We start from the raw sequence: 24,791 nt of genomic DNA on the forward strand, positions 1-24,791 counted from the left end.
CGCCCGGGGCAGGATGACCTCATGCTTCGCATCGGTCTCACGGGCGGTATCGCCGCCGGCAAGTCCGTCGCCGCGCGCCGTCTCGCCGAGCTCGGTGCCGACGTCATCGACCACGACGTGCTCGCGCGCGAGGTGGTCGAGCCGGGCACGGTCGGCCTGGAGGAGGTCGTCGCCGCCTTCGGCGACGGCGTGCTCGCGCCCGACGGCTCGCTCGACCGGCCCGCCCTCGGGCGGCGGGTCTTCGACGACGACGACGCCCGGGCCCGGCTCGAGGGCATCCTGCACCCGGAGATCCGGCGCCTCGCCGCGGAGCGGGAGGCGCTCGCGGCGGCGGCCGAGGCACGGACCGTCGTCGTGCACGACATCCCCTTGCTCGTCGAGACCGGGCAGGCGGACCACTTCCACCTGCTCGTGGTCGTGCACGCGCCCGCGGACCAGCGGGTCGGGCGCCTCGTCGCCGGCCGCGGGATGGACGAGGCCGCCGCCCGGGCGCGCGTCGCCGCGCAGGCGGCCGACGAGGAACGCCTCGCCGCGGCCGACGTCACCCTCGACGGCACCGGGACCGAGGACGACCTGCGGGTCCAGGTGGACGAGCTGTGGCAGCGCCTCGAGCGCGAGGTCGCCGAGGAGGCGGACGCGGAGGGTGCGGGCGCCTGACCCTGCGCGGCTGCCCGTGGGCGGCGGGCACGGCGCGGCGGGCGCGGTGCGGCGGGCGCGGTGCGGTGGGCGCGGTGCGGCGGGCGCGCGACGCGTGCGTGTCGGAGGCGCGCCGTACGGTGGTGACATGCGACCCGTGACCGACCTGCAGCGTGCGGTGGCGCCCTTCGAGGTGGTCTCCGACTTCGAGCCCTCGGGGGACCAGCCGACCGCCATCGCCGACCTGACCGCGCGCGTCCAGGCGGGGGAGAAGGACGTCGTGCTGCTCGGCGCCACCGGCACCGGCAAGAGCGCGACGACCGCGTGGCTCGTCGAGAAGCTGCAGCGCCCGACGCTCGTCATGGCGCCGAACAAGACCCTGGCCGCGCAGCTGGCGACCGAGTTCCGCGAGCTGCTGCCGAACAACGCGGTCGAGTACTTCGTGTCGTACTACGACTACTACCAGCCCGAGGCGTACATCGCGCAGACGGACACCTACATCGAGAAGGACTCGTCGATCAACGACGAGGTCGAACGGCTGCGGCACTCCGCGACGTCGTCGCTGCTCACGCGGCGCGACGTGATCGTGGTCGCGTCGGTCTCCTGCATCTACGGCCTCGGGACCCCGCAGGAGTACGTGGACCGGATGGTCCGTCTCGACGTGGGCGACGTCGTCGACCGTGACGACATGCTGCGGCGGTTCGTGCAGATGCAGTACACCCGCAACGACATGGCGTTCACGCGCGGCACCTTCCGGGTGCGGGGCGACACAGTGGAGATCATCCCGGTCTACGAGGAGCTCGCCGTCCGGATCGAGATGTTCGGGGACGAGATCGAGTCGATCCAGACGCTGCACCCGCTGACGGGCGAGGTGGTGCGCGACGAGAAGAGCGTGTACCTCTTCCCGGCCACCCACTACGTCGCGGGCCCGGAGCGGATGGAGCGGGCGATCCAGGGGATCGAGGCGGAGCTCGCCGAGCGGCTGGACGAGCTGGAGAAGCAGAACAAGCTCCTCGAGGCGCAGCGGCTGCGCATGCGCACCACGTACGACATCGAGATGATGCGCCAGATCGGCACGTGCAGCGGCATCGAGAACTACTCGCGCCACATCGACGGGCGCGACCAGGGCACCCCGCCGAACACCCTGCTCGACTACTTCCCCGAGGACTTCCTGCTCGTCATCGACGAGTCGCACCAGACCGTGCCGCAGATCGGGGCGATGTTCGAGGGCGACATGTCCCGCAAGCGCTCCCTGGTGGAGCACGGCTTCCGGCTGCCGAGCGCGATGGACAACCGGCCGCTGCGCTGGGAGGAGTTCACCGAGCGCATCGGGCAGACGGTGTACCTCTCCGCCACGCCGGGGGACTACGAGCTGTCGATGTCGGACGGCGTGGTCGAGCAGGTGATCCGGCCCACCGGGCTGGTGGACCCGGAGGTCGTGGTCAAGCCGACGACCGGTCAGATCGACGACCTGCTCCACGAGATCCGGGACCGGGTCGCCCGGGACGAGCGCGTGCTGGTCACGACGCTCACCAAGAAGATGGCCGAGGACCTCACGGACTACTTCCTCGAGAAGGACGTCCGCGTGCGGTACCTGCACTCCGAGGTGGACACGCTGCGCCGCGTGGAGCTGCTGCGCGAGCTGCGGATGGGGGAGTACGACGTCCTGGTCGGGATCAACCTCCTGCGTGAGGGGCTCGACCTGCCCGAGGTCTCCCTGGTGGCGATCCTCGACGCGGACAAGGAGGGGTTCCTGCGCTCGGAGCGGTCCCTCATCCAGACCATCGGCCGTGCGGCGCGCAACGTCACCGGTCAGGTGCACATGTACGCGGACAAGGAGACGCCCGCGATGCGGTTCGCGATCGAGGAGACGAACCGGCGGCGCGAGAAGCAGGTCGCGTACAACACCGAGCGCGGGATCGACCCGCAGCCGCTGCGCAAGAAGATCGCGGACGTCACGGACATGCTGGCACGGGAGGACATCGACACCGCCGAGCTCCTGGCGGGCGGCTACCGCAAGGCGCCGGCCTCGGCGCAGGGCAAGGGCCGGGCGCCCGTTCCGGGCGGGCCGAAGGAAGGCGCCGCGACGGGCAACCGGCTGGCCGGCGTCGCCGCGGGCGAGCTCGCCGAGCTCATCCAAGAGCTCAGCGACCAGATGCACGCCGCGGCCGGCGAGCTGCAGTTCGAGGTGGCGGCGCGCCTGCGCGACGAGATCGGCGGCCTCAAGAAGGAGCTGCGCCAGATGCAGGCGGCCACCGCCTGACCGGCGTCCGCGACACGGACACCCGGCGCGGAGCGGAGGCGGACGTGCCGTATGCTTGCTCGACGTTGAGGGGGAGTACTCCGCAAGCGGTGAGGTCGTCATCCCGACCGGCGTGGACGCCGGTCCGGCCTCACTCGCCCGCGCCGTACACGGACGGGTGGAGAAGACCTTCGGTGCACCGTGCTACGTACCGGAGGAGTCTTCTATGAACGTGCCCCTGTGGGTCTGGATCGTCACCGTCGGGGTCATCCTGGCGATGCTCGCCGTGGACTACGTCGGCCACGTCCGCACCCCGCACACCCCCACGCTGCGCGAGTCCGCGATCTGGTCGGGCGCCTACGTGGCGGTGGCCGTGGTCTTCGGCGTGATCGTGTGGCTGGTGTGGGGCGGCACGTACGGCGGGGAGTACTTCGCGGGCTACATCACCGAGAAGAGCCTCTCGGTCGACAACCTCTTCGTCTTCGTGCTCATCATGACGAGCTTCCGCGTGCCACGGGAGTACCAGCAGCGGGTGCTCCTCATCGGCATCACGATCGCGCTCGTGCTGCGCACGGTCTTCATCGTCGCCGGGGCCGCGATCATCGCGAACTTCGCGTGGGTCTTCTACATCTTCGGCGCGTTCCTGATCTGGACCGCGATCGCGCAGGCCCGTTCGGGCACGGGCCACGACGAGGAGTGGAACGAGAACGGCGTGCTGCGCCTGACGCGCCGCCTGTTCCCCACGACCGACTCGTACGTCGGGGACAAGATGATCACGAAGATCGACGGCAAGCGGTTCATCACGCCGATGCTCATCGTCATGGTCGCGATCGGCAGCGCCGACCTGCTCTTCGCCGTCGACTCGATCCCGGCGATCTTCGGGCTGACCCAGGAGACATACCTGGTGTTCGCGGCCAACGCCTTCTCGCTGCTGGGCCTGCGTCAGCTGTACTTCCTGGTCGACGGGCTGCTCGACCGCCTCGTGTACCTCAACTACGGGCTCGCGGCCATCCTCGGCTTCATCGGCGTCAAGCTGCTCATCCACGCGCTGCACACCAACGAGCTGCCCTTCATCAACGGGGGCGAGCACGTGGACGCGATCCCCGAGATCTCCACCACGCTCTCGCTGTCCTTCATCGTGGTGGCGCTCGCGATCACGACCGTCGCGTCCCTGATGCGCGACCGGCGTGACCGCCGTGCGAGGATCGACGCCGGCACGCCGCACTCCGACTCCTGAGAGGCTGATGGATGATCCACGAGCTCCCGTACTGGTTCGAGGCGGTGTCGCTGGTCTCGCTGATCGTGCTGCTCACCGCGGACCTGGTGATCGTCGGACGGCGGCCGCACGTGCCGAGCATGAAGGAGAGCGGCATCTGGGTCGCCTTCTACGTGGGCCTGGCGATCGTGTTCGGCCTGATCGTGCTGGGGGTCGGCGGGGTCACGCCAGCGGGCGAGTTCTTCGCGGGATGGCTCACCGAGTACTCGCTGAGCATCGACAACCTGTTCGTCTTCGTCATCATCATGTCGAAGTTCGCGGTCCCGCGGCAGCACCAGCAGCGGGTGCTCATGGTCGGCATCATCATCGCGCTGGTGCTGCGGGCGGGATTCATCCTGGCCGGTGCGGCGATCCTCGAGCAGTTCGTGTGGGTCTTCTACCTCTTCGGCGCGTTCCTCATCTACACGGCGGTCAAGCTCGTGGCCGGGGACGACGACGAGGACGAGTACAAGGAGAACGTCGCGATCCGGCTGCTGCGACGCGTGCTGCCGGTGAGCAAGGACTACGACGGCGCCAAGCTGCGCACGGAGATCGACGGGAAGAAGCTCTTCACGCCGATGGTCGTCGTGTTCGTGGCGATCGGCACGACCGACCTGCTGTTCGCGCTCGACTCGATCCCGGCGATCTTCGGGCTGACGAAGGACCCGTTCATCGTCTTCACGGCGAACCTGTTCGCGCTCATGGGGCTGCGCCAGCTCTACTTCCTGCTGGGCGGGCTGCTCGAGCGCCTGGTGTACCTGCCGATCGCCCTCGCGGTGATCCTCGGGTTCATCGGCGTGAAGCTGATCCTGGAGGCGCTGCACACGAACACGCTGCCGTTCATCAACGGTGGCGAGCACGTGGCCTGGGCACCCGAGATCCCGATCTGGTTGTCCCTGGCCGTGATCCTCGGCTCGATCGCGATCGCGACGGTCGCCAGCCTGCTCAAGACGGGCCGCAGCGCCGTGGTCGAGCAGGCCGGCGAGGGGCAGGACCGGGACACGGCCCCCACCAGCCGGCCCTGAACGCCGTGGTCCGTCCGGTGGCCCGGACGGACCACGGCGGGTCAGTGCGCGAAGCCGCCGATCACCGGCACCCACTCGCGCGCGGACCGCTCCGCGACGAGGCGGGCGCGGTGCATCGGGTCGTCCGCCAGCAGGCGCAGCGCATCCGTCGCGTCGTCCGCCTCGAGGACCAGGAGGGCGCCGCCGGGCTCGCCCGCGGGTGTCGGCGGGAGCGGGCCCGACGCGTGCAGCATGCCGTCGGCGTGCAGGCCGCGCAGGAACTCCCGGTGCTCGGGCCGCACCTCGGCGAGGCGCTCGTCGTCGGAGACGTAGACGTAGGTGATCGCGAAGACTGCCATGGACGGCATCCAACCAGGCCGCAGGGCGCCCGGCGTGCGGCCGTCCGCACCGCGGTCCGGGGAGTCCGACCTCACACCTCGAACGTCTGTACGAATGTCGGTGGACGGTCGTAGGATGCTCCGGTGAGCAACCGCCTCGTCATCTCCGGCGCCCGCGAGCACAACCTGCGCAACGTGGAGCTCGACCTTCCGCGCGACCGGCTCATCGTCTTCACCGGCCTGTCCGGCTCCGGCAAGTCGTCCCTCGCGTTCGACACCATCTTCGCGGAGGGGCAGCGGCGCTACGTCGAGTCCCTCTCGGCGTACGCGCGCCAGTTCCTCGGCCAGATGGACAAGCCCGACGTCGACTTCATCGAGGGGCTGTCGCCCGCGGTGTCGATCGACCAGAAGTCGACGAACCGCAACCCGCGCTCGACCGTCGGCACCATCACGGAGGTCTACGACTATCTCCGCCTGCTCTTCGCGCGCGCCGGCACGCAGCACTGCCCGGTGTGCGGGGAGCCGGTGCGCTCGCAGACCCCGCAGCAGATCGTCGACAAGCTCCTCGAGCTGCCCGAGGGCACCCGCTACCAGGTGCTCGCCCCGGTCGTGCGCGGCCGCAAGGGCGAGTACGTGGACCTGTTCAACGAGCTGCAGTCCCAGGGCTTCGCGCGCGCCCGCGTGGACGGCGAGGTCGTGCAGCTGACCGACCCGCCCGCGCTCGAGAAGAAGCTCAAGCACGACATCGAGGTGGTCGTCGACCGTCTCGTCTCGCGCGAGGGGGTGCAGCGCCGCCTCACGGACTCCGTCGAGACGGCGCTGTCGCTCGCCGGCGGGCTCGTGCTCGTGGAGCTGGTCGACGCCGACACGGACGACCTGGACCGCGTGCGGAAGTTCTCCGAGAAGCGGGCGTGCCCCAACGACCACCCGCTGACGCTGGACGAGATCGAGCCGCGGACGTTCTCCTTCAACGCGCCCTACGGCGCCTGCCCGGAGTGCACCGGCATCGGATTCCGCCTCGAGGTCGACCCCGACCTCGTGGTCCCGGACGAGGAGAAGTCGCTGCGCGACGGCGCGGTGGTGCCGTGGGCGCAGACGTCCTCCGAGTACTTCGAGCGCGTGCTCAACGCGCTCGCGGAGGAGATGAGCTTCTCGATGGACGTGCCGTGGCGCGCGCTGCCCAAGCGTGCCCGCGACGCCATCCTGCACGGGCGCAACCACCAGGTGCACGTGCGCTACCGCAACCGCTGGGGTCGCGAGCGCCAGTACTCCACCGGGTTCGAGGGCGCCGTGACGTTCCTCGAGCGGCGGCACCGCGAGACCGAGTCCGACTGGTCGAAGGAGAAGTACGAGGCCTACATGCGCGAGGTCCCGTGCCCGGTGTGCTCGGGCGCGCGCCTCAAGCCCGAGGTGCTGGCCGTCACGGTGGGCGGCAGGTCCATCTGGGACGTGTGCCGGCTGCCGATCGACGAGGCCAAGTCGTTCCTCGACGGCCTCGAGCTCGGCCAGCGCGAGCAGGCGATCGCGTCGGAGGTCCTCAAGGAGATCCACGCGCGCCTGGGCTTCCTCGTCGACGTGGGGCTGCACTACCTCTCTCTCGAGCGCGCGGCGGGCACCCTCTCCGGCGGCGAGGCGCAACGGATCCGGCTCGCGACCCAGATCGGGTCGGGGCTCGTGGGCGTGCTCTACGTGCTCGACGAACCGTCGATCGGGCTGCACCAGCGCGACAACCGCCGGCTCATCGACACGCTCACCCGCCTGCGCGACCTCGGCAACACCCTGATCGTCGTGGAGCACGACGAGGACACGATCCGCGCCGCCGACTGGATCGTCGACGTCGGCCCGGGGGCGGGGGAGCACGGCGGCCAGGTCGTGCACTCGGGCGACTACGCGGGCCTGCTCACCGCGGAGCGTTCGATGACGGGGGCCTACCTCTCGGGCCGGCGGTCGATCCCCCTGCCTGCCGCGCGCCGCGACACCGACCCGGGCCGACAGGTCACGGTCGTGGGTGCGCGGGAGAACAACCTGCGGGGGATCGACGTGTCCTTCCCGCTGGGGGTGCTCACGGTGGTGACCGGGGTGTCCGGGTCGGGCAAGTCGACCCTGGTGAACTCGATCCTGCACACGGTCCTCGCGAACGAGCTCAACGGCGCCCGGCAGGTCGCCGGACGGCACACCCGGGTCACCGGCGCCCAGGACCTGGACAAGGTCGTGCACGTGGACCAGGGGCCGATCGGGCGCACGCCCCGGTCCAACCCCGCGACGTACACCGGGGTCTGGGACCGCATCCGCAAGATCTTCGCCGAGACGGAGGAGGCGAAGGTGCGGGGCTACGGTCCCGGCCGCTTCTCCTTCAACGTCAAGGGCGGGCGGTGCGAGGCCTGCGCCGGCGACGGGACGCTCAAGATCGAGATGAACTTCCTGCCGGACGTGTACGTCCCGTGCGAGGTCTGCCACGGCGCCCGGTACAACCGCGAGACCCTCGAGGTGCACTTCAAGGGCAAGACCGTGGCCGACGTCCTGGACATGCCGATCGAGGAGGCCGCGGAGTTCTTCGCCGCGTTCCCGGCGATCTCGCGCTACCTGTCCACGCTGGTGGACGTCGGGCTCGGCTACGTGCGCCTGGGGCAGCCGGCGCCGACGCTGTCGGGCGGCGAGGCGCAGCGGGTGAAGCTGGCGAGCGAGCTGCAGAAGCGCTCCACCGGCCGCACCATCTACGTGCTGGACGAACCCACGACGGGCCTGCACTTCGAGGACATCCGGCGCCTGCTGGGGGTGCTGCAGTCGCTCGTCGACAAGGGCAACACCGTGCTGGTGATCGAGCACAACCTCGACGTCATCAAGAGCGCCGACTGGATCGTCGACATGGGCCCCGAGGGCGGTTCCGGCGGTGGCACGGTGGTGGCGCAGGGGACGCCCGAGGACGTGGCGGCGGTCGAGGCGAGCCACACGGGTCGCTTCCTCGCGGACGTCCTGTCCGCGCACCCGCCGGTCGTGGTCGAGGCGCCCGCGGCGCGCCGAGGCACCGCGGCGGCCGGTGGCTCGGGGCCGGGTGCCGGCGCCGTGAAGGCGAAGGCGAAGGCGAAGCGGTCCAGCAAGCGCAGCGCTGCCTGACCCTCTAGCGTGTGGCCATGGGTGCGCACCACAACTACTCCGTGACGGTCTCGTGGCCCGACCCGGCGACCGTGTACGACGCGCCGGTCGGCACGACGTCGTACACGGCATACCCCCGGGAGCACCAGGTGGTGCTCCCGGGAAAGCTCCCGCTGCCGGGCAGCGCCGACCCGGCGTTCCGGGGCGACCCCGCCCGGTACAGCCCGGAGGAGCTCTTCGTCGCGAGCCTGGCGCAGTGCCACATGCTGTGGTTCCTGCACCTCGCGGCCGAGCGCGGCCTGGTGGTGCGCGAGTACACGGACGACACCACGGGCACCATGCGGGTCGAGACGCGCGGCGAGGGGCAGTTCACGGACGTGACCCTCCGTCCGCGGGTCACGGCGGACCCGGGTGCCGCGGCGACGGACGAGTCGCTCGACGAGCTGCACCGTCGAGCGCACGCGCTGTGCTTCATCGCGCGCTCGGTCAACTTCCCCGTCATCGTCGAGCCGGCGCCGATGCGTCTGTCCGACCCCGCCGTCTGACGTCCCTTCGGGGGGCACACGGGCGGACTACGGGGCTCGCAAGGTTCCATTCCGGTCACAGCATCGCGCCACCCATTGACGTGGTGCCCGGTCCTGAATACTTTCCTTCCATCCCTGTGGATCGATGGGAGGATTTTTTCATGGTGGGATCTCTCGTCGGGAGCGGCGGCGCTCCTGGTCCGGTTCTGGCGTAGCCTGCCTGGCCGGAGGTACGACGCAGGACGACCGTCACTGCACGAGACGACGAGGAGGTCGTTAGCAGGGCTCCAGGCGCTCGGGTGCCGAGCGCTCGACCGAGGGGGCGATGATCGGCGCTCCCTGAAACGAAGGGCATCAACGACGATGACCAAGAAGCTCACGTCCGAACCCAGCCAGCTGGCATCCCAGCCCAACCGCAGGACCGTGCTGCGCGGCCTGATGTACACCGCGGCGGCCGTGCCGCTCGGACTTCCCCTCGCGGCGTGCGCCACCGGCGGCGGCGGGGGCGAGGAGGAGACCAGCGCGGCCCCGACCGGGAACGCGGACCCGAAGAACCCGTTCGGGATGGCGGAGAACACCACCGTCGACGCCGTGATCTTCGACGGCGGCTACGGGGTCGACTACGTCGAGTTCGCCGGGGAGGTACTGGCGGCCGCGCACGCCGGGTCCTCGGTCAAGGTCTCCCCGTCCACGCAGATCGCCACCGAGCTGCAGCCGCGGTTCGTCGGCGGCAACCCGCCCGACCTCGTGGACAACTCGGGCGCCCAGTCCATCGGGTTCAACACGATCCTCGACCAGCTCGAGGACCTCACGGACGTGATCGACGCGCCCAACATGGAGGGCACCGCGATCCGCGACACCCTCTACGAGGGCGTGCTCGCCCCCGGGACGTACGGCGACAAGTTCGCGGCCATCAACTACGTCCTCACGGTCTACGGCGTGTGGTACTCCGGGAGCCTGTTCGAGAAGAACGGGTGGACCGCCCCCACCACGTGGGAGGAGGCCAAGGCGCTCGGCGCCGAGGCCAAGAAGCAGGACAAGTACCTCTTCCTGTGGGGCACGGAGGCGGCGACGTACTACCAGACCCTCGCGATCGAGTCCGCGATCAAGGAGGGCGGCGACGAGGTCCGCCTCGTGCTGGAGAACCTCGAGCCGGAGTGCTGGTCGCACGAGGCGCTCCAGGCGACCTTCGAGATCATGAAGGAGATCGTCGACCTCGGGTACTTCAAGCCGGGCGGCTCCGGCACGCAGTTCACCGCGGCGCAGGCGCAGTGGAGCAACAAGCAGGAGGCGCTGCTCTACCCGTCGGGCTCCTGGATCGAGAACGAGATGAAGGACCAGACGGCGGACGGCTTCGAGATGATGGGCGTGCCGAGCTTCTCGGTCACGTCGGGCGCGGCGATGGCGCCGACCGCCCTGCACTCGACCGCCGGCGAGCCGTTCATCGTGCCGTCCGACGCGAAGAGCGTGGCGGGCGGCAAGGAGCTGCTGCGCGTCATGCTCTCCAAGGACGCGGCGACGAACTTCTCGAAGGAGAAGCTCGCGCCGACCATCGTCAAGGACATCGTCCCCGCGGACGGGTTCGGGTCGACGGCGCTGGTCTCGCAGACCGACATGCTGAGCGCCGCGGGCAGCGACATCTTCACGTTCAACTTCGTCAACACGTACGGCATGAACCCGGAGCAGCTGCCCATCTGGAACTCGTTCCTGGACGGCAAGAAGTCGGTGGCCGACCTGACCAGCGAGCTGCAGGCGATCACCGACCGCATCCGCGACGACGACACCATCGACAAGATCGAGGTGTCATGACCGCCATTCCTCCGGCGGGTCGGGTACTGCCCTCCTCGGAGGGTGCTCTTGCGGGGCCCGGCGACGGGCCCCGCAAGAGGCGGTTCGGCAAGGCGTCCTTCGACAGCGTCAGCTTCTTCGTCGTCTTCCTCGGCATCCCGCTGGCGCTGTTCCTGATCTTCGTGATCTGGCCGTTCGTCCAGGCGTGCTTCTACGCCCTCACGGACTGGTCCGGGTTCTCGGCGGAGTTCAACGTCATCGGCCTCGACAACTTCGCCACGCTCCTGTCCGACCCGAGGTTCGTCAACGCCGTCGGCAACAGCGTGATGTTCGGGATCTTCATCCCGCTCATCACCATCGCGATCGCCCTGACCTTCGCGATCCTCATCACCGTGGGCGGGTCGGGCAAGGGGCAGATCCGGGGGGTGCGGGGGTCGGGCTTCTACCGCGTGGTCTCGCTCTTCCCGTACGTCATCCCGGGGATCGCGGTCGCCATCATGTGGCGCCTGATCCTCGACCCGAGCAACGGCCTCGTCAACGGGATCCTCACCGGCCTGGGCCTGGAGAGGTTCCAGTCGTTCGCCTGGCTCGGCAACGTCGCCACCGCGATGCCGGTGACGATGTTCGTGGTCGTGTGGGGCTTCGTGGGCTTCTACATGCTCCTGTTCATCGCCGCGATCAAGGGCGTGCCCGCCGAGACGTACGAGGCGGCACGGATCGACGGTGCCGGGCGCATGCGGATGTCGTGGTCGATCACCCTCCCGCTCATCCGGGACAACGTGCAGACGGCGTACATCTACGTCGGGATCATCGCGCTCGACCTGTTCGTCTACGTCCAGGGCCTCAACCCGCAGGGCGGTCCCGACAACAGCACGTTGGTGATGTCCCAGCAGCTGTTCCGGTCCGCCTTCACGGAGGGCAAGTTCGGCTACGCGAGCGCCATGGGCGTGTCGATGGCGATCGTGACGCTGGTCTTCGCCGCGCTGGTGTTCGGCGTCAACCGCCTCACCGGGGGCAAGGACGAGGGAGGGAAGCAATGAGCGCCGCGACGAGCACGGCGGCCGAGGCCGCGACCCCGCAGGTCAGGCCACGGCGGGCGTCGGACCAGCGCGGCGACCGGACGGTGGCCGGCGTCTCCCACACGGTGCTGGTGATCTGGTGCATCCTCGTGATCGCCCCGATGATCTGGGTGTTCATCGGGTCGTTCAAGACGAGCGAGGAGATCTTCGGGTCGCCGTTCTCCCTGCCGGCCGAGTGGGGATGGACCAACTACGTCAGCGCGTGGACCGACGCTGAGATCGGCCGGGCGTTCTTCAACACGATCATCGTGGTCGGGACGTCGCTGGTCCTGGTCATGATGTTCGGCGCGATGTGCGCCTACGTGCTGGGACGGTTCGAGTTCCCGGGCCGGCGCGCGATCTACTACCTGATGCTCGCGGGGCTGACGTTCCCCGTGTTCCTCGCGATCGTGCCGCTGTTCTTCGTGCTGGACAACATCGGCATGCTGGGGACGTTGCCGGGGCTGATCATCACCTACGTCTCGTTCGCGCTGCCGTTCACGGTCTTCTTCCTGTACGCCTTCTTCCGGGGGCTGCCGGGCGACATCGCGGAGGCCGCGGCGATCGACGGGGCCGGGCACTGGCGCACGTTCTTCCAGGTGATGCTGCCGATGGCGCGCCCGGGGATGGCGTCGGTGGCGATCTTCAACTTCCTCGGTCTGTGGAACCAGTTCCTCCTGCCGGTGGCGCTGAACCCGAACTCGGACAACTGGGTGCTCTCCCAGCGGCTCGCGGCGTTCGTGTCGTCGGCCGGCTACGCCGTGGACTTCGGGGCGATGTTCGCGGCCGTGGTGATCACGATCGTCCCGGTGCTCATCGCGTACCTGGTGTTCCAGCGCCAGCTGCAGGGCTCCGTGTCGGCGGGGACCATGAAGTAGCGGGACCCACCTCGACGAGGGGAGGGCCACCGGCGGAGCGACGCCTCGCACCGTCGGTGGCCTGACCTACGCTGACCTCCATGGCAGACCCAGCGACGTACCGCCCGAAGCCGGGGGAGATCCCGACCTCGCCCGGGGTCTACCGGTTCCGGGACGTGCACGGGCGCGTGATCTACGTCGGCAAGGCGAAGAACCTGCGGGCGCGGCTGTCGAGCTACTTCCAGGACGTCGCCCACCTGCACCACCGCACCCAGACCATGGTCACCACCGCGGCGTCGGTGGAGTGGACGGTCGTCGGCACGGAGGTCGAGGCGCTCGCGCTCGAGTACTCCTGGATCAAGGAGTACGACCCCCGCTTCAACATCAAGTACCGCGACGACAAGTCGTACCCGTACCTTGCGGTGACGATGGCGGACGAGGTGCCCCGTGCCCAGGTGATGCGGGGCGCCAAGCGCCCGGGCACCCGCTACTTCGGGCCGTACGGGCACGCGTGGGCGATCCGCGAGACCCTCGACCTGCTGCTGCGGGTGTTCCCGGTGCGGACGTGCTCGGCGGGCGTCTACAAGCGTGCGCATCAGACGGGCCGGCCGTGCCTGCTCGGGTACATCGACAAGTGCTCGGCACCGTGCGTCGGGCGTATCTCGGTGGACGACCACAAGCAGCTCGCCCGCGACTTCTGCGACTTCATGGCGGGGGACACGGGCCGGTTCGAGCGCCGCCTCACCCGGCGCATGCAGGAGGCCGCCGCGAACCTCGAGTACGAGCAGGCGGCACGCCTGCGCGACGACATCCAGGCGTTGCGGCGGGCCACGGAGAAGAACGCCGTCGTCCTCCCGGACGCCACGGACGTGGACGTCTTCGCGCTGGCCGGTGACGAGCTCGAGGCCGCGGTGCAGGTCTTCCACGTGCGCGGCGGCCGTATCCGCGGCCAGCGCGGCTGGGTCGTGGAGAAGGTCGAGGACGTCACCGACGCGGAGCTCGTCGAGCACCTGCTGCAACAGGTCTACGGGGCGGTCGCCGACGCGCGACCCGCCTCCGACGATCCCGCGGACCGCGCGGCCGCGCGGCAGCAGGCCCGGGACGCCGTGCCCCGCGAGGTGCTGGTCCCGGTGCTGCCGCCCGACCCGGAGCAGCTGTCGACCTGGCTCCGGGGGCTGCGCGGCGGGAAGGTCGACCTCCGGGTGCCGCAGCGGGGCGACAAGCGCGAGCTCGCCGCGACCGTGCTGGCCAACGCCGAGCACGCGCTCGCGCTGCACCGCACCCGCCGGGCGGGCGACCTCACGACCCGCAGCCAGGCGCTGCGCGAGATCCAGGAGGCCCTCGAGCTCGACTCGGCCCCGTTGCGGATCGAGTGCTACGACGTGTCCCACACCCAGGGCACCTACCAGTCGGCGTCGATGGTCGTCTTCGAGGACGGGCTGGCGCGCAAGAGCGAGTACCGCACCTTCTCGGTGCGGGGACCGGACGGCGACGGGGCGCGCGACGACACCGCCGCGATGCACGAGGTGATCACCCGGCGCTTCAAGAGATACGTCGCCGACCGGCTCGCGGCAGGTGACGTCGAGCTCGACGACGCCGACGAGCGTGGCGACGACGCCCAGGACTCGGGGGCGGGCGGCGCCGCCGCCCTGGCGCCGGGGCGTTCGTCCGGAGAGGTGGGGCCCGAGGTCGAGCCCGAGAAGAAGCGCTTCGCGTACCCGCCGAACCTCGTGGTCGTCGACGGAGGCCCGCCCCAGGTCGCCGCCGCGGCGCGCGCGCTCGACGAGCTGGGCGTCACGGACGTCGCACTGTGCGGCCTGGCCAAGCGGCTGGAGGAGGTCTGGGTCCCCGGCGAGGAGTACCCGGTCATCCTGCAGCGCTCGTCGGAGGGCCTCTACCTGCTGCAGCGGGTACGCGACGAGGCGCACCGCTTCGCGATCGCCCAGCACCGGCGCCGGCGCAGCAAGGGGATGACGGCGTCCGTCCTCGACGACGTGCCCGGTCTCGGCCCGGCCCGGCGCAAGGCCCTCCTGGACCGGTTCGGGTCGGTCAGGAAGCTGCGCACGGCGAGCGTCGAGGAGATCGCCGCGGTGCGGGGCATGGGCCGACGGACCGCGGAGGCGGTCGTCGCGGCGCTGGGGGGCGACCAGGCCGGTGGCGACCAGCCCGGCGGCGACCAGCCCGGCGGCGACCAGCCCGGCGGCGAGGCCGCTCGAGCGCAGCCCGACCGGGGGAGCGCCACGTCCAGCGCGCCGGGTGCCGGCGGGGGTGCGCCCGCTGGCATGCTGGACGCATGACTGAGCCGTCGCCCACCACCGTTCCCCAGGGCATCCCCGAGATCGAGGCTGCGACTCCTGCCCCGGAGCGCAGCGAGCCGGAGGTGCTGGTCATCACCGGGATGTCGGGCGCGGGCCGCAGCCGTGCGGCCGGTGTCCTCGAGGACCTCGACTGGTTCGTCGTGGACAACCTGCCGCCGCTGATGATCGTGCCGCTCGTGGACCTCATGACGCGCGCGGGCTCCTCGGTCGAGCGGCTCGCGGTCGTCGTGGACGTCCGCGGCCGGGAGTACTTCGCGGAGCTCTCGCAGGCGCTGCAGCACCTGAACGACGCCGGCGTCTCCTACCGGATCCTGTTCCTCGACGCGCGCGACGAGACGCTGGTGCGGCGGTACGAGAGCGTGCGCCGGCCGCACCCGCTGCAGGGGGAGGGGCGCATCCTCGACGGGATCGCCGAGGAACGCCGCCGCCTCACCTCGATCTCGGAGCGTGCCGACGTCGTCATCGACACGTCGGAGACGTCCGTGCACGACCTCGCGCGCGAGGTGCGGTCGGCGGTCGCCAACGGCAGCGCCGACACCCTGCGCGTCAACGTGGTGGCGTTCGGGTTCAAGTACGGGCTGCCGCTGGACGCGGACCACGTCGCCGACGTGCGGTTCCTCGCCAACCCGTACTGGATCACCGAGCTGCGGCACCTGACGGGCCGCGACGAGCCGGTGCGGGACTACGTCCTCGCGCGGCCGGGCGCGCTCGAGTTCGTGGAGCGGTACGTCTCCGCGCTGGAACCCGTCCTGGCGGGCTACCTCAGCGAGGAGAAGCGGTACGTGACGATCGCCGTGGGCTGCACGGGCGGCAAGCACCGGTCGGTGGCGATCGCGGGGGAGATCGCGGCGCGGCTGCGGGACGCGGGGCAGCGGGTGACCGTGACCGCTCGCGACCTCGGGAAGGAGTGACGGTGCCGAGCGCGGCGCCGGCCGTCGTCGCCCTGGGGGGCGGTCACGGGCTGTACGCGAGCCTGTCGGCCCTGCGGCTGATGTCCGACCGGCTGACGGCGGTGGTGACGGTCGCCGACGACGGCGGGTCCTCGGGCAGGCTGCGAGACGAGCTCGAGGTCCTGCCGCCGGGCGACCTGCGCATGGCGCTCGCCGCGCTGTGCGACGACTCCGACTGGGGCCGCACGTGGAGCGGGCTCCTGCAGCACCGGTTCGTCTCGGCGGGCAGCCTGGACAACCACGCCATGGGCAACCTCATGATCGTCGCGCTGTGGGAGCTGCTCGGCGACACCGTGGAGGGCCTGGACTGGGTGGGCCGGCTCCTCGGCGCGCGCGGCAGGGTCCTGCCGATGGCGTCCGTCCCGCTCGTCGTGGAGGCGGACGTGCAGGGGGACGGGTCCGACGGGTCGCCGACGACGGTCGTGGGGCAGAGCCGCGTGGCCGTGACCGACGCGCGCATCGAGCAGCTGCGGCTGGTGCCCGCGGACCCGCCGGCGTGCCCGGAGGCCGTCGCGGCGGTGCGGGACGCCGACTGGATCGTCCTCGGCCCGGGGTCCTGGTACTCGTCGGTCCTGGTGCACCTGCTGGTGCCCGAGCTGGCGCGCGCGCTGCACGAGACCGACGCGAAGGTGTGCGTGACGCTCAACCTCAGCGCGGAGCGGGGCGAGACACAGGGCCTGACCGCGACCGACCACCTCGCGGCGCTGCACAAGCATGCTCCCGGCCTGCGCGTCGACGCCGTCCTCGCGGACCCGTCGGCGGTCGAGGACGTGTCCGAACTCGCGGCCGCCGCCAACGGGATGGGCGCGCGGCTCCTCATGCGCCAGGTGCGGCGGGGTGACGGCACGGCCCAGCACGACGCGCTCCGGCTGGCGGCCGCCTACCGGGACGTCTTCGAGGGGGTCTACGGCGATGTGTGACGTGCTGCCGGTCGGCGGGCACCGCTGTGGCGCCGTGGCAGGATGACGCCATGGCGCTGACGGCAGAGGTGAAGGACGAGCTCGCGCGGATCAAGGTGACGCGGACGTCGTGCCGCAAGGCCGAGGTCTCGGCGATGCTGCGGTTCTCCGGCGGCCTGCACATCATCTCGGGGCGGGTCGTGATCGAGGCGGAGCTGGACACCGAGTCCGCGGCTGCCCGGTTGCGGCGCGCGATCACCGACCTGTACGGGCACACGAGCGAGCTGATCGTGGTTCAGGCGGGCGGGCTCCGCAAGAACAACCGGTACGTGGTGCGGGTCGTGCGCGACGGGGAGTCGCTCGCGCGCCAGACGGGGCTGCTGGACTCCCGCGGGCGCCCGGTGCGAGGCCTCGCCCCCGAGGTGGTGTCCGCCGGCGTGGCCGAGGCGGAGGCGGTGTGGCGGGGCGCGTTCCTGGCGCACGGTTCGCTGACGGAGCCGGGTCGTTCGATGGCCCTGGAGGTCACCTGCCCCGGCCCCGAGGCGGCGCTGGCCCTGGTCGGGGCCGCGCGACGGATCGGCGTGCAGGGCAAGTCGCGCGAGGTGCGCGGCGTCGACCGCGTCGTGGTGCGGGACGGCGAGGCCATCAGCGAGATCCTGCGGAGGATGGGCGCGGTGACCACGCGCCAGGTGTGGGAGGAGCGGCGCGCGCGGCGCGAGGTGCGCGGCACCGCGAACCGGCTGGCGAACTTCGACGACGCGAACCTGCGCCGGTCCGCCCGGGCGGCCGTGGCGGCGGGGGCCCGGGTGCAGCGGGCGTTCGAGATCCTGGGGGAGGAGCTGCCGGAGCACCTGCGGCAGGCGGGCGAGCTCCGGCTGGCGCACAAGCAGGCCTCCCTCGAGGAGCTGGGTCAGCTCGCCGACCCGCCGCTGTCGAAGGACGCGGTCGCCGGCCGGATCCGCCGGCTGCTGTCGACCGCGGACAAGAAGGCGATCGAGCTCGGCATCCCCGACACCGAGGCGGGCCTGTCGCCCGATCTGCTCGACCTCTGAGCGCGGGCACGAAGACGGTCCGGGGCAGCCCGCAGGGGCGGCGCGACCACATGGTCAGACCACACGTCTCACGGGTTGCGTCAGGGTCGGCGGCGGGTACGGGTTGGGTATAGGCTCGTCCTGTCAGGTGACGACGGCGTGACCCCAGGCACATCGCTCGGAGGCATGACGTCGACGGCGGCCGGGGTCACGGCGGGCATCATCAGCGCGTCAAGGCGCGCGGAAGTCGGCATCAACCGTGTGCGTCGGACCCTCTCCGGCGCGCCCTGAGGAGGGCAATCGTGACCATCCGCGTCGGGATCAACGGCTTCGGTCGGATCGGACGGAACTTTTACCGCGCTCTTGTGGAGTCGGGTGCGGACATCGAGGTCGTCGGCGTCAACGACCTGACCGACAACAAGACTCTGGCTCACCTGCTCAAGTACGACACGGTGCTCGGGCGCTTCCCGAAGACCGTCGAGTACGACGACGACAACATCATCGTCGGCGGGTCGAAGATCCGTGCGCTGGCCGAGCGCGACCCCGCGAACCTGCCCTGGGGCGAGCTGGGCGCGGACATCGTCATCGAGTCCACCGGCTTCTTCACGGACGCGACGAAGGCCAAGGCGCACATCGACGCCGGCGCGAAGAAGGTCATCATCTCCGCCCCGGCGAAGAACGAGGACGCGACCTTCGTCATGGGCGTGAACAACGACCAGTACGACCCGGCCGCGCACCACATCATCTCGAACGCGTCGTGCACCACGAACTGCCTCGCCCCGCTGGCGAAGGCGCTCAACGACTCGATCGGCATCGAGCGTGGCCTGATGACCACGATCCACGCCTACACCGGCGACCAGAACCTGCAGGACGGCCCGCACAAGGACCTGCGTCGCGCCCGCGCTGCCGCGCAGAACATCGTGCCGACCACCACGGGTGCCGCCAAGGCCGTGGCCCTGGTGCTCCCGGAGCTCAAGGGCAAGCTGGACGGCTACGCGCTGCGCGTCCCGGTGATCACGGGCTCGGCCACGGACCTCACGTTCGAGGCGCCGAAGGAGGTCACGGTCGACGAGGTCAACGCCGCCGTGAAGGCCGCCGCCGAGGGCCCGCTCAAGGGCACCCTCGAGTACGTCGAGGACGAGATCGTGTCGTCGGACATCGTCACCAACCCGCACACGAGCATCTTCGACTCGAAGCTCACCAAGGTGATCGGCAACCAGGTCAAGGTCGTCTCCTGGTACGACAACGAGTGGGGCTACTCCAACTCGCTGGTCGCGCTGACGGTCCACGTCGGCGAGAAGCTCTGACGCCTCCGGCGCACGACGCCGCTCGAGCGTGAGCCACGACGTCCGCGTGCGCGCCGCATCCCGGCCGCGCACGCGGACGTCGTCATGTACGGAACCGATCATCCCGGCCCCGACCGGTCGACTGCCAGGACACTCGCCAGGTCGAGCGACCGCCGGGACCACGAAGGACAGGTGTGCTGCATGAAGACCATCGACACTCTCGGGGACCTGCGCGGCCGGCGCGTCCTCGTCCGCTCGGACTTCAACGTGCCGCTCGACGGCACGACCATCACCGACGACGGGCGCATCCGCGCCGCGCTGCCCACCCTGCGCCGGCTGGCGGACGCCGGTGCGCGCGTGGTGGTCACCGCCCACCTGGGGCGCCCGAAGGGCTCGCCGGACCCGCAGTTCTCCCTCGCGCCCGTCGCCGCGCGCCTGGGCGAGCTGCTGGGCCAGGACGTCGCCCTCGCCGACGACGTGACCGGGCTGTCCGCCCGAGCCACCGTCGACGGGCTCGAGGACGGCCGCGTGGCCCTGCTCGAGAACGTCCGCTTCGACGCGCGCGAGACCTCGAAGGTCGACGCCGAGCGCGCGGAGCTCGCCGGCGAGCTCGCCGCGCTGGCCGACGCGTTCGTCTCCGACGGCTTCGGCGTCGTGCACCGCAAGCAGGCCTCGGTCTACGACGTCGCGAAGGTGCTGCCCGCCGCCGCCGGCGAGCTGGTCCTCGCCGAGGTCAAGGCGCTCTCACGCGCGACGACCGACCCCGAGCGCCCGTACGCCGTCGTCCTCGGCGGCTCGAAGGTCTCGGACAAGCTCGGCGTCATCGAGAACCTGCTCACCAAGGCCGACCGGCTGCTCATCGGTGGCGGCATGGTCTTCACGTTCCTCGCGGCGCAGGGGCACTCGGTGGGGTCGTCCCTGCTCGAGGCGGACCAGGTGGACACGGTCAAGGGCTACCTGAGCCAGGCCGCCGAGGCGGGCGTCGAGATCGTCCTGCCCACGGACATCGTGGCCGCGGACTCGTTCGCCGCGGACGCCCCGCACCGCACGGTGCCGGCCGACCAGATCCCCGACGGCACGATGGGCCTGGACATCGGCCCGGAGTCGGGCGCGCTGTTCGCCGCCCGGCTCGCCGACGCGAAGACCGTCGTGTGGAACGGCCCGATGGGGGTCTTCGAGTTCGACGCCTTCGCCGCCGGCACCCGTGCCGTCGCGCAGGGCATCGTCGACGCGACCGCCGCGGGCGCCTTCTCCATCGTCGGCGGCGGCGACTCGGCCGCGGCCGTCCGCGCGCTGGGCTTCGACGAGGCCGGCTTCAGCCACATCTCCACGGGCGGCGGCGCGAGCCTGGAGCTCCTGGAGGGCAAGGAGCTCCCGGGGCTCGCCGTCCTCGAGGGCTGACCGAGTCCCGACCGCACACCTGACACCGACCACCCCCTGCCGCGTGCCCGGGCGACCGGGCACGCGGCGACCGACGAGATCGAGGAGCCCATCGTGGCCACCACCCGCACGCCCCTGATGGCGGGCAACTGGAAGATGAACCTGGACCACACCGAGGCCATCGCCGCGGTGCAGAAGCTCGCCTGGACGCTCAAGGACGCGAAGCACGACTTCGACGACGTCGAGGTCGCGGTGCTGGCGCCGTTCACCGACCTGCGCTCGGTGCAGACGCTGGTCGTCGCCGACAAGCTGGAGATCCGCTACGGCGCGCAGGACCTGTCGCAGCACGCGTCGGGCGCCTACACCGGCGAGGTCTCCGGGCCGATGCTGTCCCGCCTGGGCTGCACGTACGTGGCCGTCGGTCACTCGGAGCGCCGGGAGTACCACGCCGAGGACGACACCGTCGTGAACGCGAAGGTGCGCGCGGCGTTCGAGCACGGCCTCGTGCCGATCCTGTGCGTGGGGGAGGGGCTGGAGGTCCGCAAGGCGGGCGACCAGGTCTCCCACACCCTCGCCCAGGTCGACGCCGCGCTCGCGGGCGTCACGCCCGAGCAGGCGGCGACCGTCGTCATCGCCTACGAGCCCGTGTGGGCGATCGGCACCGGCGAGGTCGCGACGCCCGAGGACGCGCAGGAGGTGTGCGGGGCGATCCGTGGCCGCCTGGCCGAGCTGTACGACGCGGAGCTCGCCGGCGGCGTGCGCGTGCTGTACGGCGGCTCCGTGAAGTCGGGCAACGTCGCGCAGATCATGGAGCAGCCGGACGTGGACGGTGCGCTCGTGGGCGGCGCCAGCCTCGACCCGGTCGAGTTCGCGAAGATCGCACGGTTCCGGTCGCACGTCGCCTGACGTCCGGCCCAGCAGGCCTCCCGGGGCGTCACGCGGTGGAAACACCGCTGTTCGCCTCGGGAGGCTTTCGTCACTTACTCTTGACCCGGCCGGGGAGCACCTCGGCCGCCAGGCCTCATCCCGTGGGGCCACGGGCCGTGCGTCCTGCGCGGCCGCACCGGACGACGACGACAGCCGAGGAAGCACATCGTGGACGCGTTGCAGATCATCCTTCAGGTCGTGCTGGTGCTGACCAGCGCCTTCCTGATCCTGCTCATCCTCATGCACAAGGGCAAGGGCGGCGGTCTGTCCGACATGTTCGGCGGCGGGATCTCGAGCGCCGCGGGCAGCTCCGGCGTCGCCGAGCGCAACCTCAACCGGATCACGGTGAGCTTCGCGGTCGTGTGGTTCGTCGTCGTCGTGCTTCTCGGTCTGATCACCAAGGTCAGCTGACACCGACCTGGGCCCGGGCAGCATGGTCGCCCGGGGCGCAGGGGGCAGCGAGACGACCGGACTCGGGGGAGCCGGCCGAGACGAAGATCGTCCGTGGGCGCACGCCCACTGAGTCGAAGGTGAGGACGACACGACGTGGCTACTGCTGGGCATGCAATCCGTGGATCGCGCGTGGGCGCGGGTCCGTTGGGAGAGACCGAGCGCGGGGAGGCGGCCCCTCGGGTCCGCGTCTCGTACTGGTGCGCGAACGGTCATGAGACCACCCCGAGCTTCTCGGCGAGCGAGGACGTCTCGCCCCCGGAGGTCTGGGACTGCCCGAGCTGCGGGTTTCCCGCGGGTCTCGACGCGGCGAACCCTCCGGAGCCGTTGCGCAACGAGCCGTACAAGACCCACCTCGCGTACGTGAAGGAACGCCGCTCGGACGACGAGGGGGCGGCCCTTCTCGAGGAGGCGCTCGAGACCCTGCGCGCCCGGCGCTCCGGGCTGCAGCGGGCGAGCTAGCGGCACCGGCCGGCGGGCGTCGCGGGCGTCCTCGTACCCACCATGGTCGTGGGGCCGTACCCGGCGTAGTCTGGCCGCATGTTCGAGGAAGGACAGCTCTACGCCCCCGTCACCGAGGACGAGAACGGCGTCACCGTCCACCTGACCGACGACCATCCCGGCGCGAACGATCCCGAGTACCGGCGGCGTCGCGAGGTGATCGCGGGCCCGGCGCTGCGGTGGCGGCCGGGTGACCCCGTGCCGCAGGTGGAGTACACCGACGCGGAGAACGCGATCTGGCGCACGGTGTGCGCGGAGCTCGCGCCGAAGCACGAGCGGCTCGCGATCCGAGGTTTCCTCGAGGGCAAGGAAGCCCTCGGCCTGCCCACGGATCGCGTGCCGCAGCTCGACGAGGTGAGTGCCGGCCTGCAGCCGCTGAGCGGTTTCCGGCTGCATCCCGCGGCCGGGCTCGTGCCCCTGGACCAGTTCTACGGCTCCCTCGCCGACGGCGTCTTCCACTCGACGCAGTACCTGCGGCACGGTTCGCAGCCCCTGTACACGCCGGAGCCCGACATCATCCACGAGGTCGTGGGCCACGGGAACCTGCTCGCGAACCCGGCGATCGCCGAGGTGAAGCGTCGAGCCGGGGAGGCGGCCCGGCGCTGCGAGACGGAAGCTGGCCTCCAGTTCGTCGCCGACGTCTTCTGGTTCACGATCGAGTTCGGCGTCATGTACGAGGACGGCGAGCTGCGCGCCTACGGCGCGGGGCTGCTCTCCTCCTACGGCGAGATCGAGGAGTTCCGGGGCGCGACGATCCTGCCGCTCGACTTCTACTCCATGGGGACCGTGGAGTACGACATCTCGCACTACCAGCCGACGCTCTTCGCCTGCGACGGGATGAGCGAGCTGACCGAGCGTGTGGGGGAGTTCTTCGCCGAGTTCGACGACGACACCCCGGGCCGGCTGCTGGCCGCCCGCAACCGGACCGCCAGCTAGGCGCACGGCCCGCGTACAGGCGGCGACCGTCGCCCCTCCTCAGGTGGCGGGGGAGAGCTCCCGCTCGAGGAAGAGCGTGGCCGCCCCGATCGCGCCCACGTCGTCGCCGAACGTCGACGACGTCACCAGGACCTCGTGCGCGCCGCCCCGGGCGCGAGCCGCGCCCCGGGTCACCTCAGGGGTCGCGTGCTCGTCCAGGTACCCCCAGTAGGGGCCGCCGATGATGATGCGGTGCGGGTCATGGATGCTGATGAGGGTGCGCGCGGCCTCGCCGAGCGCGGCCCCGTACTCCTCGATCAGGCCCCGCGCGGCGGCCTCGCCGCCGCGCGCCGCGCGCTGCAGGTCGGCGAGCGCGGACGCGTGGCCGGTGCGCCGGTCGAGGGGGAGGCCCGCGCGCCGTGCCTTCGCCAGGAAGCGGTCCATGTCCGTGTAGAGGCCCAGGCAGGACATGCGACCACAGCCGCACCTGGCGTCGTCGACGCCTGTCGGGAGGTGCCCGATCTCGCCGGCCTGGACCGTGCTGCCCCGGTGGATGGTGCCGTCGCCGGCCACGGCCGATCCCACGCCGGCACCGACGTACAGGTAGAGCACCGTCTCGCCCGCGGCGAACCGCCCCGGCCAGTACTCGGCCGTGAGCGCAGCGTTGGTGTCCTTGTCCAGCACCGCCGGCAACCCGGTCCGGTCGCGGATCAGGTCGAGCAGGGGCACCCCACGCCACCCCGGCAGCCACGGAGGATCGAGCACCTCGCCGCGGGCGGCGTCGAGCCCTCCGGGCGCCGCGACGCCGATCCCCTGGACGCTGCGGTGCACCGCCTCCTTCTCCTCGTCCGACAGCCCCGCCCCCAGCTCCCGGAGCATGTCCTCCAGGGCCGTGGCGATGCGCTCCACGTCAGCGGCCGGGTCCTCCCCTGGCCGCGCGAGTGACCGCTTGAGGATCGGGCGGGCGAGCATGTCGACCAGGGTGACGGTGATGTGCGCGGGGTCCAGGTGGGCTCCGGCGGCGAGCATCGCGCGGGGCTCGACCTGCATCGACATGGCGGGCTTCCCGCGCCGTCGGGTGTGCACCGGCGCTGCGCGCACCAGTCCGCGGTCGATCAGCCGCCGGGTGATCTGGGAGACCGCCTGACGCGAGAGCCCGCAGCGCTCCATCAGGTCCGACTGGTCGACCCCCTCCGGGGACACCCGGATCGCCCGCAGCACGACCAGCTCGTTGCGGGCCCCCACCTGCGGCATCGTCGTCGCACGCATCGCTCTCCTTCCGCCGGGTCCATCATGCCTCTTTGAATATTTCCATCAGTATGAGTAATCTCTCGCCGCG

At 71.0% G+C, this 24,791-nt stretch carries 21 protein-coding genes; 19 read left to right on the top strand and 2 right to left on the bottom strand.

Annotation, left to right across the window (positions count from 1 at the left end):
• Positions 1-21 precede the first annotated feature (21 nt).
• The 4 genes from coaE to IEW03_RS07140 all read left to right on the top strand — a co-directional run bounded on the left by coaE (position 22) and on the right by IEW03_RS07140 (position 5,158).
• Positions 22-657 carry a dephospho-CoA kinase gene (gene coaE / locus IEW03_RS07125; RefSeq protein WP_188522960.1) on the top strand — a complete coding sequence of 212 codons (636 nt, stop codon included), beginning with the start codon at positions 22-24 and terminating at the stop codon, positions 655-657.
• 127 nt (positions 658-784) lie between these two features.
• Positions 785-2,899, top strand: a complete 2,115-nt coding sequence (gene uvrB / locus IEW03_RS07130) for an excinuclease ABC subunit UvrB (protein ID WP_188522961.1) — start codon at positions 785-787, stop codon at positions 2,897-2,899.
• Between the two features lie 205 nt (positions 2,900-3,104).
• Positions 3,105-4,115, top strand: coding sequence for a TerC family protein (locus IEW03_RS07135; RefSeq protein ID WP_188522962.1), 1,011 nt, complete (start codon positions 3,105-3,107; stop codon positions 4,113-4,115).
• Between the two features lie 11 nt (positions 4,116-4,126).
• On the top strand, positions 4,127-5,158 hold the full coding sequence (locus IEW03_RS07140) for a TerC family protein (protein WP_188522963.1): 1,032 nt from the start codon (positions 4,127-4,129) through the stop codon (positions 5,156-5,158).
• Positions 5,159-5,199: 41 nt separating this feature from the next.
• Here IEW03_RS07140 and IEW03_RS07145 read toward each other — a convergent pair whose 3' ends face one another.
• On the bottom strand, positions 5,200-5,496 hold the full coding sequence (locus IEW03_RS07145; protein ID WP_188522964.1) for a YciI family protein: 297 nt from the start codon (positions 5,494-5,496) through the stop codon (positions 5,200-5,202).
• A gap of 123 nt (positions 5,497-5,619) precedes the next feature.
• Between IEW03_RS07145 and uvrA the strand changes: the two genes are divergently transcribed.
• The 15 genes from uvrA to IEW03_RS07220 all read left to right on the top strand — a co-directional run bounded on the left by uvrA (position 5,620) and on the right by IEW03_RS07220 (position 23,473).
• Positions 5,620-8,589, top strand: a complete 2,970-nt coding sequence (gene uvrA / locus IEW03_RS07150; RefSeq protein WP_188522965.1) for an excinuclease ABC subunit UvrA — start codon at positions 5,620-5,622, stop codon at positions 8,587-8,589.
• A gap of 17 nt (positions 8,590-8,606) precedes the next feature.
• Positions 8,607-9,113: an OsmC family protein gene (locus tag IEW03_RS07155; protein WP_188522966.1), complete on the top strand. Its 507-nt coding sequence runs from the start codon at positions 8,607-8,609 to the stop codon at positions 9,111-9,113.
• Positions 9,114-9,455: 342 nt separating this feature from the next.
• A complete protein-coding gene (gene ngcE, locus IEW03_RS07160; RefSeq protein ID WP_229737717.1) occupies positions 9,456-10,901 on the top strand; it encodes an N-acetylglucosamine/diacetylchitobiose ABC transporter substrate-binding protein in 1,446 nt (481 codons plus the stop codon).
• Positions 10,898-11,920 (top strand): carbohydrate ABC transporter permease, encoded by a 1,023-nt coding sequence (locus IEW03_RS07165; protein ID WP_188522967.1) that lies wholly within the window; start codon positions 10,898-10,900, stop codon positions 11,918-11,920. Before ngcE ends, IEW03_RS07165 begins: the two co-directional genes overlap by 4 nt.
• Complete coding sequence (locus tag IEW03_RS07170; protein WP_188522968.1) at positions 11,917-12,816, top strand: carbohydrate ABC transporter permease; 900 nt, start codon at positions 11,917-11,919, stop codon at positions 12,814-12,816. The genes IEW03_RS07165 and IEW03_RS07170 overlap by 4 nt, the downstream gene beginning before the upstream one ends.
• An 80-nt stretch (positions 12,817-12,896) precedes the next feature.
• On the top strand, positions 12,897-15,092 hold the full coding sequence (gene uvrC, locus IEW03_RS07175) for an excinuclease ABC subunit UvrC (RefSeq protein WP_188522969.1): 2,196 nt from the start codon (positions 12,897-12,899) through the stop codon (positions 15,090-15,092).
• Positions 15,089-16,024 (top strand): RNase adapter RapZ, encoded by a 936-nt coding sequence (rapZ, locus tag IEW03_RS07180; protein ID WP_188522970.1) that lies wholly within the window; start codon positions 15,089-15,091, stop codon positions 16,022-16,024. Before uvrC ends, rapZ begins: the two co-directional genes overlap by 4 nt.
• Positions 16,021-16,983, top strand: coding sequence for a gluconeogenesis factor YvcK family protein (locus IEW03_RS07185; protein ID WP_188522971.1), 963 nt, complete (start codon positions 16,021-16,023; stop codon positions 16,981-16,983). Before rapZ ends, IEW03_RS07185 begins: the two co-directional genes overlap by 4 nt.
• A gap of 50 nt (positions 16,984-17,033) precedes the next feature.
• Positions 17,034-18,014 (top strand): DNA-binding protein WhiA, encoded by a 981-nt coding sequence (gene whiA, locus IEW03_RS07190; RefSeq protein WP_188522972.1) that lies wholly within the window; start codon positions 17,034-17,036, stop codon positions 18,012-18,014.
• 281 nt (positions 18,015-18,295) lie between these two features.
• A complete protein-coding gene (gap, locus tag IEW03_RS07195) occupies positions 18,296-19,300 on the top strand; it encodes a type I glyceraldehyde-3-phosphate dehydrogenase (RefSeq protein WP_188522973.1) in 1,005 nt (334 codons plus the stop codon).
• Between the two features lie 180 nt (positions 19,301-19,480).
• Positions 19,481-20,680: a phosphoglycerate kinase gene (locus IEW03_RS07200; RefSeq protein WP_188522974.1), complete on the top strand. Its 1,200-nt coding sequence runs from the start codon at positions 19,481-19,483 to the stop codon at positions 20,678-20,680.
• A gap of 93 nt (positions 20,681-20,773) precedes the next feature.
• Positions 20,774-21,565, top strand: a complete 792-nt coding sequence (gene tpiA, locus IEW03_RS07205) for a triose-phosphate isomerase (RefSeq protein WP_188522975.1) — start codon at positions 20,774-20,776, stop codon at positions 21,563-21,565.
• A gap of 189 nt (positions 21,566-21,754) precedes the next feature.
• A complete protein-coding gene (gene secG / locus IEW03_RS07210; RefSeq protein WP_188522976.1) occupies positions 21,755-21,997 on the top strand; it encodes a preprotein translocase subunit SecG in 243 nt (80 codons plus the stop codon).
• 135 nt (positions 21,998-22,132) lie between these two features.
• Positions 22,133-22,498, top strand: coding sequence for an RNA polymerase-binding protein RbpA (locus IEW03_RS07215; protein WP_188522977.1), 366 nt, complete (start codon positions 22,133-22,135; stop codon positions 22,496-22,498).
• A 78-nt stretch (positions 22,499-22,576) separates the two neighbouring features.
• Entirely contained in the window at positions 22,577-23,473 is an 897-nt protein-coding gene (locus IEW03_RS07220) for a phenylalanine 4-monooxygenase (protein ID WP_188522978.1), read from the top strand.
• 39 nt (positions 23,474-23,512) lie between these two features.
• On the opposite strand, the gene IEW03_RS07225 is transcribed toward IEW03_RS07220, so the two are convergent.
• Entirely contained in the window at positions 23,513-24,721 is a 1,209-nt protein-coding gene (locus IEW03_RS07225; RefSeq protein ID WP_188522979.1) for an ROK family transcriptional regulator, read from the bottom strand.
• Positions 24,722-24,791: the final 70 nt, after the last annotated feature.

The sequence above is a fragment of the Isoptericola cucumis genome (assembly GCF_014635665.1).
Classification (GTDB): domain Bacteria; phylum Actinomycetota; class Actinomycetes; order Actinomycetales; family Cellulomonadaceae; genus Isoptericola; species Isoptericola cucumis.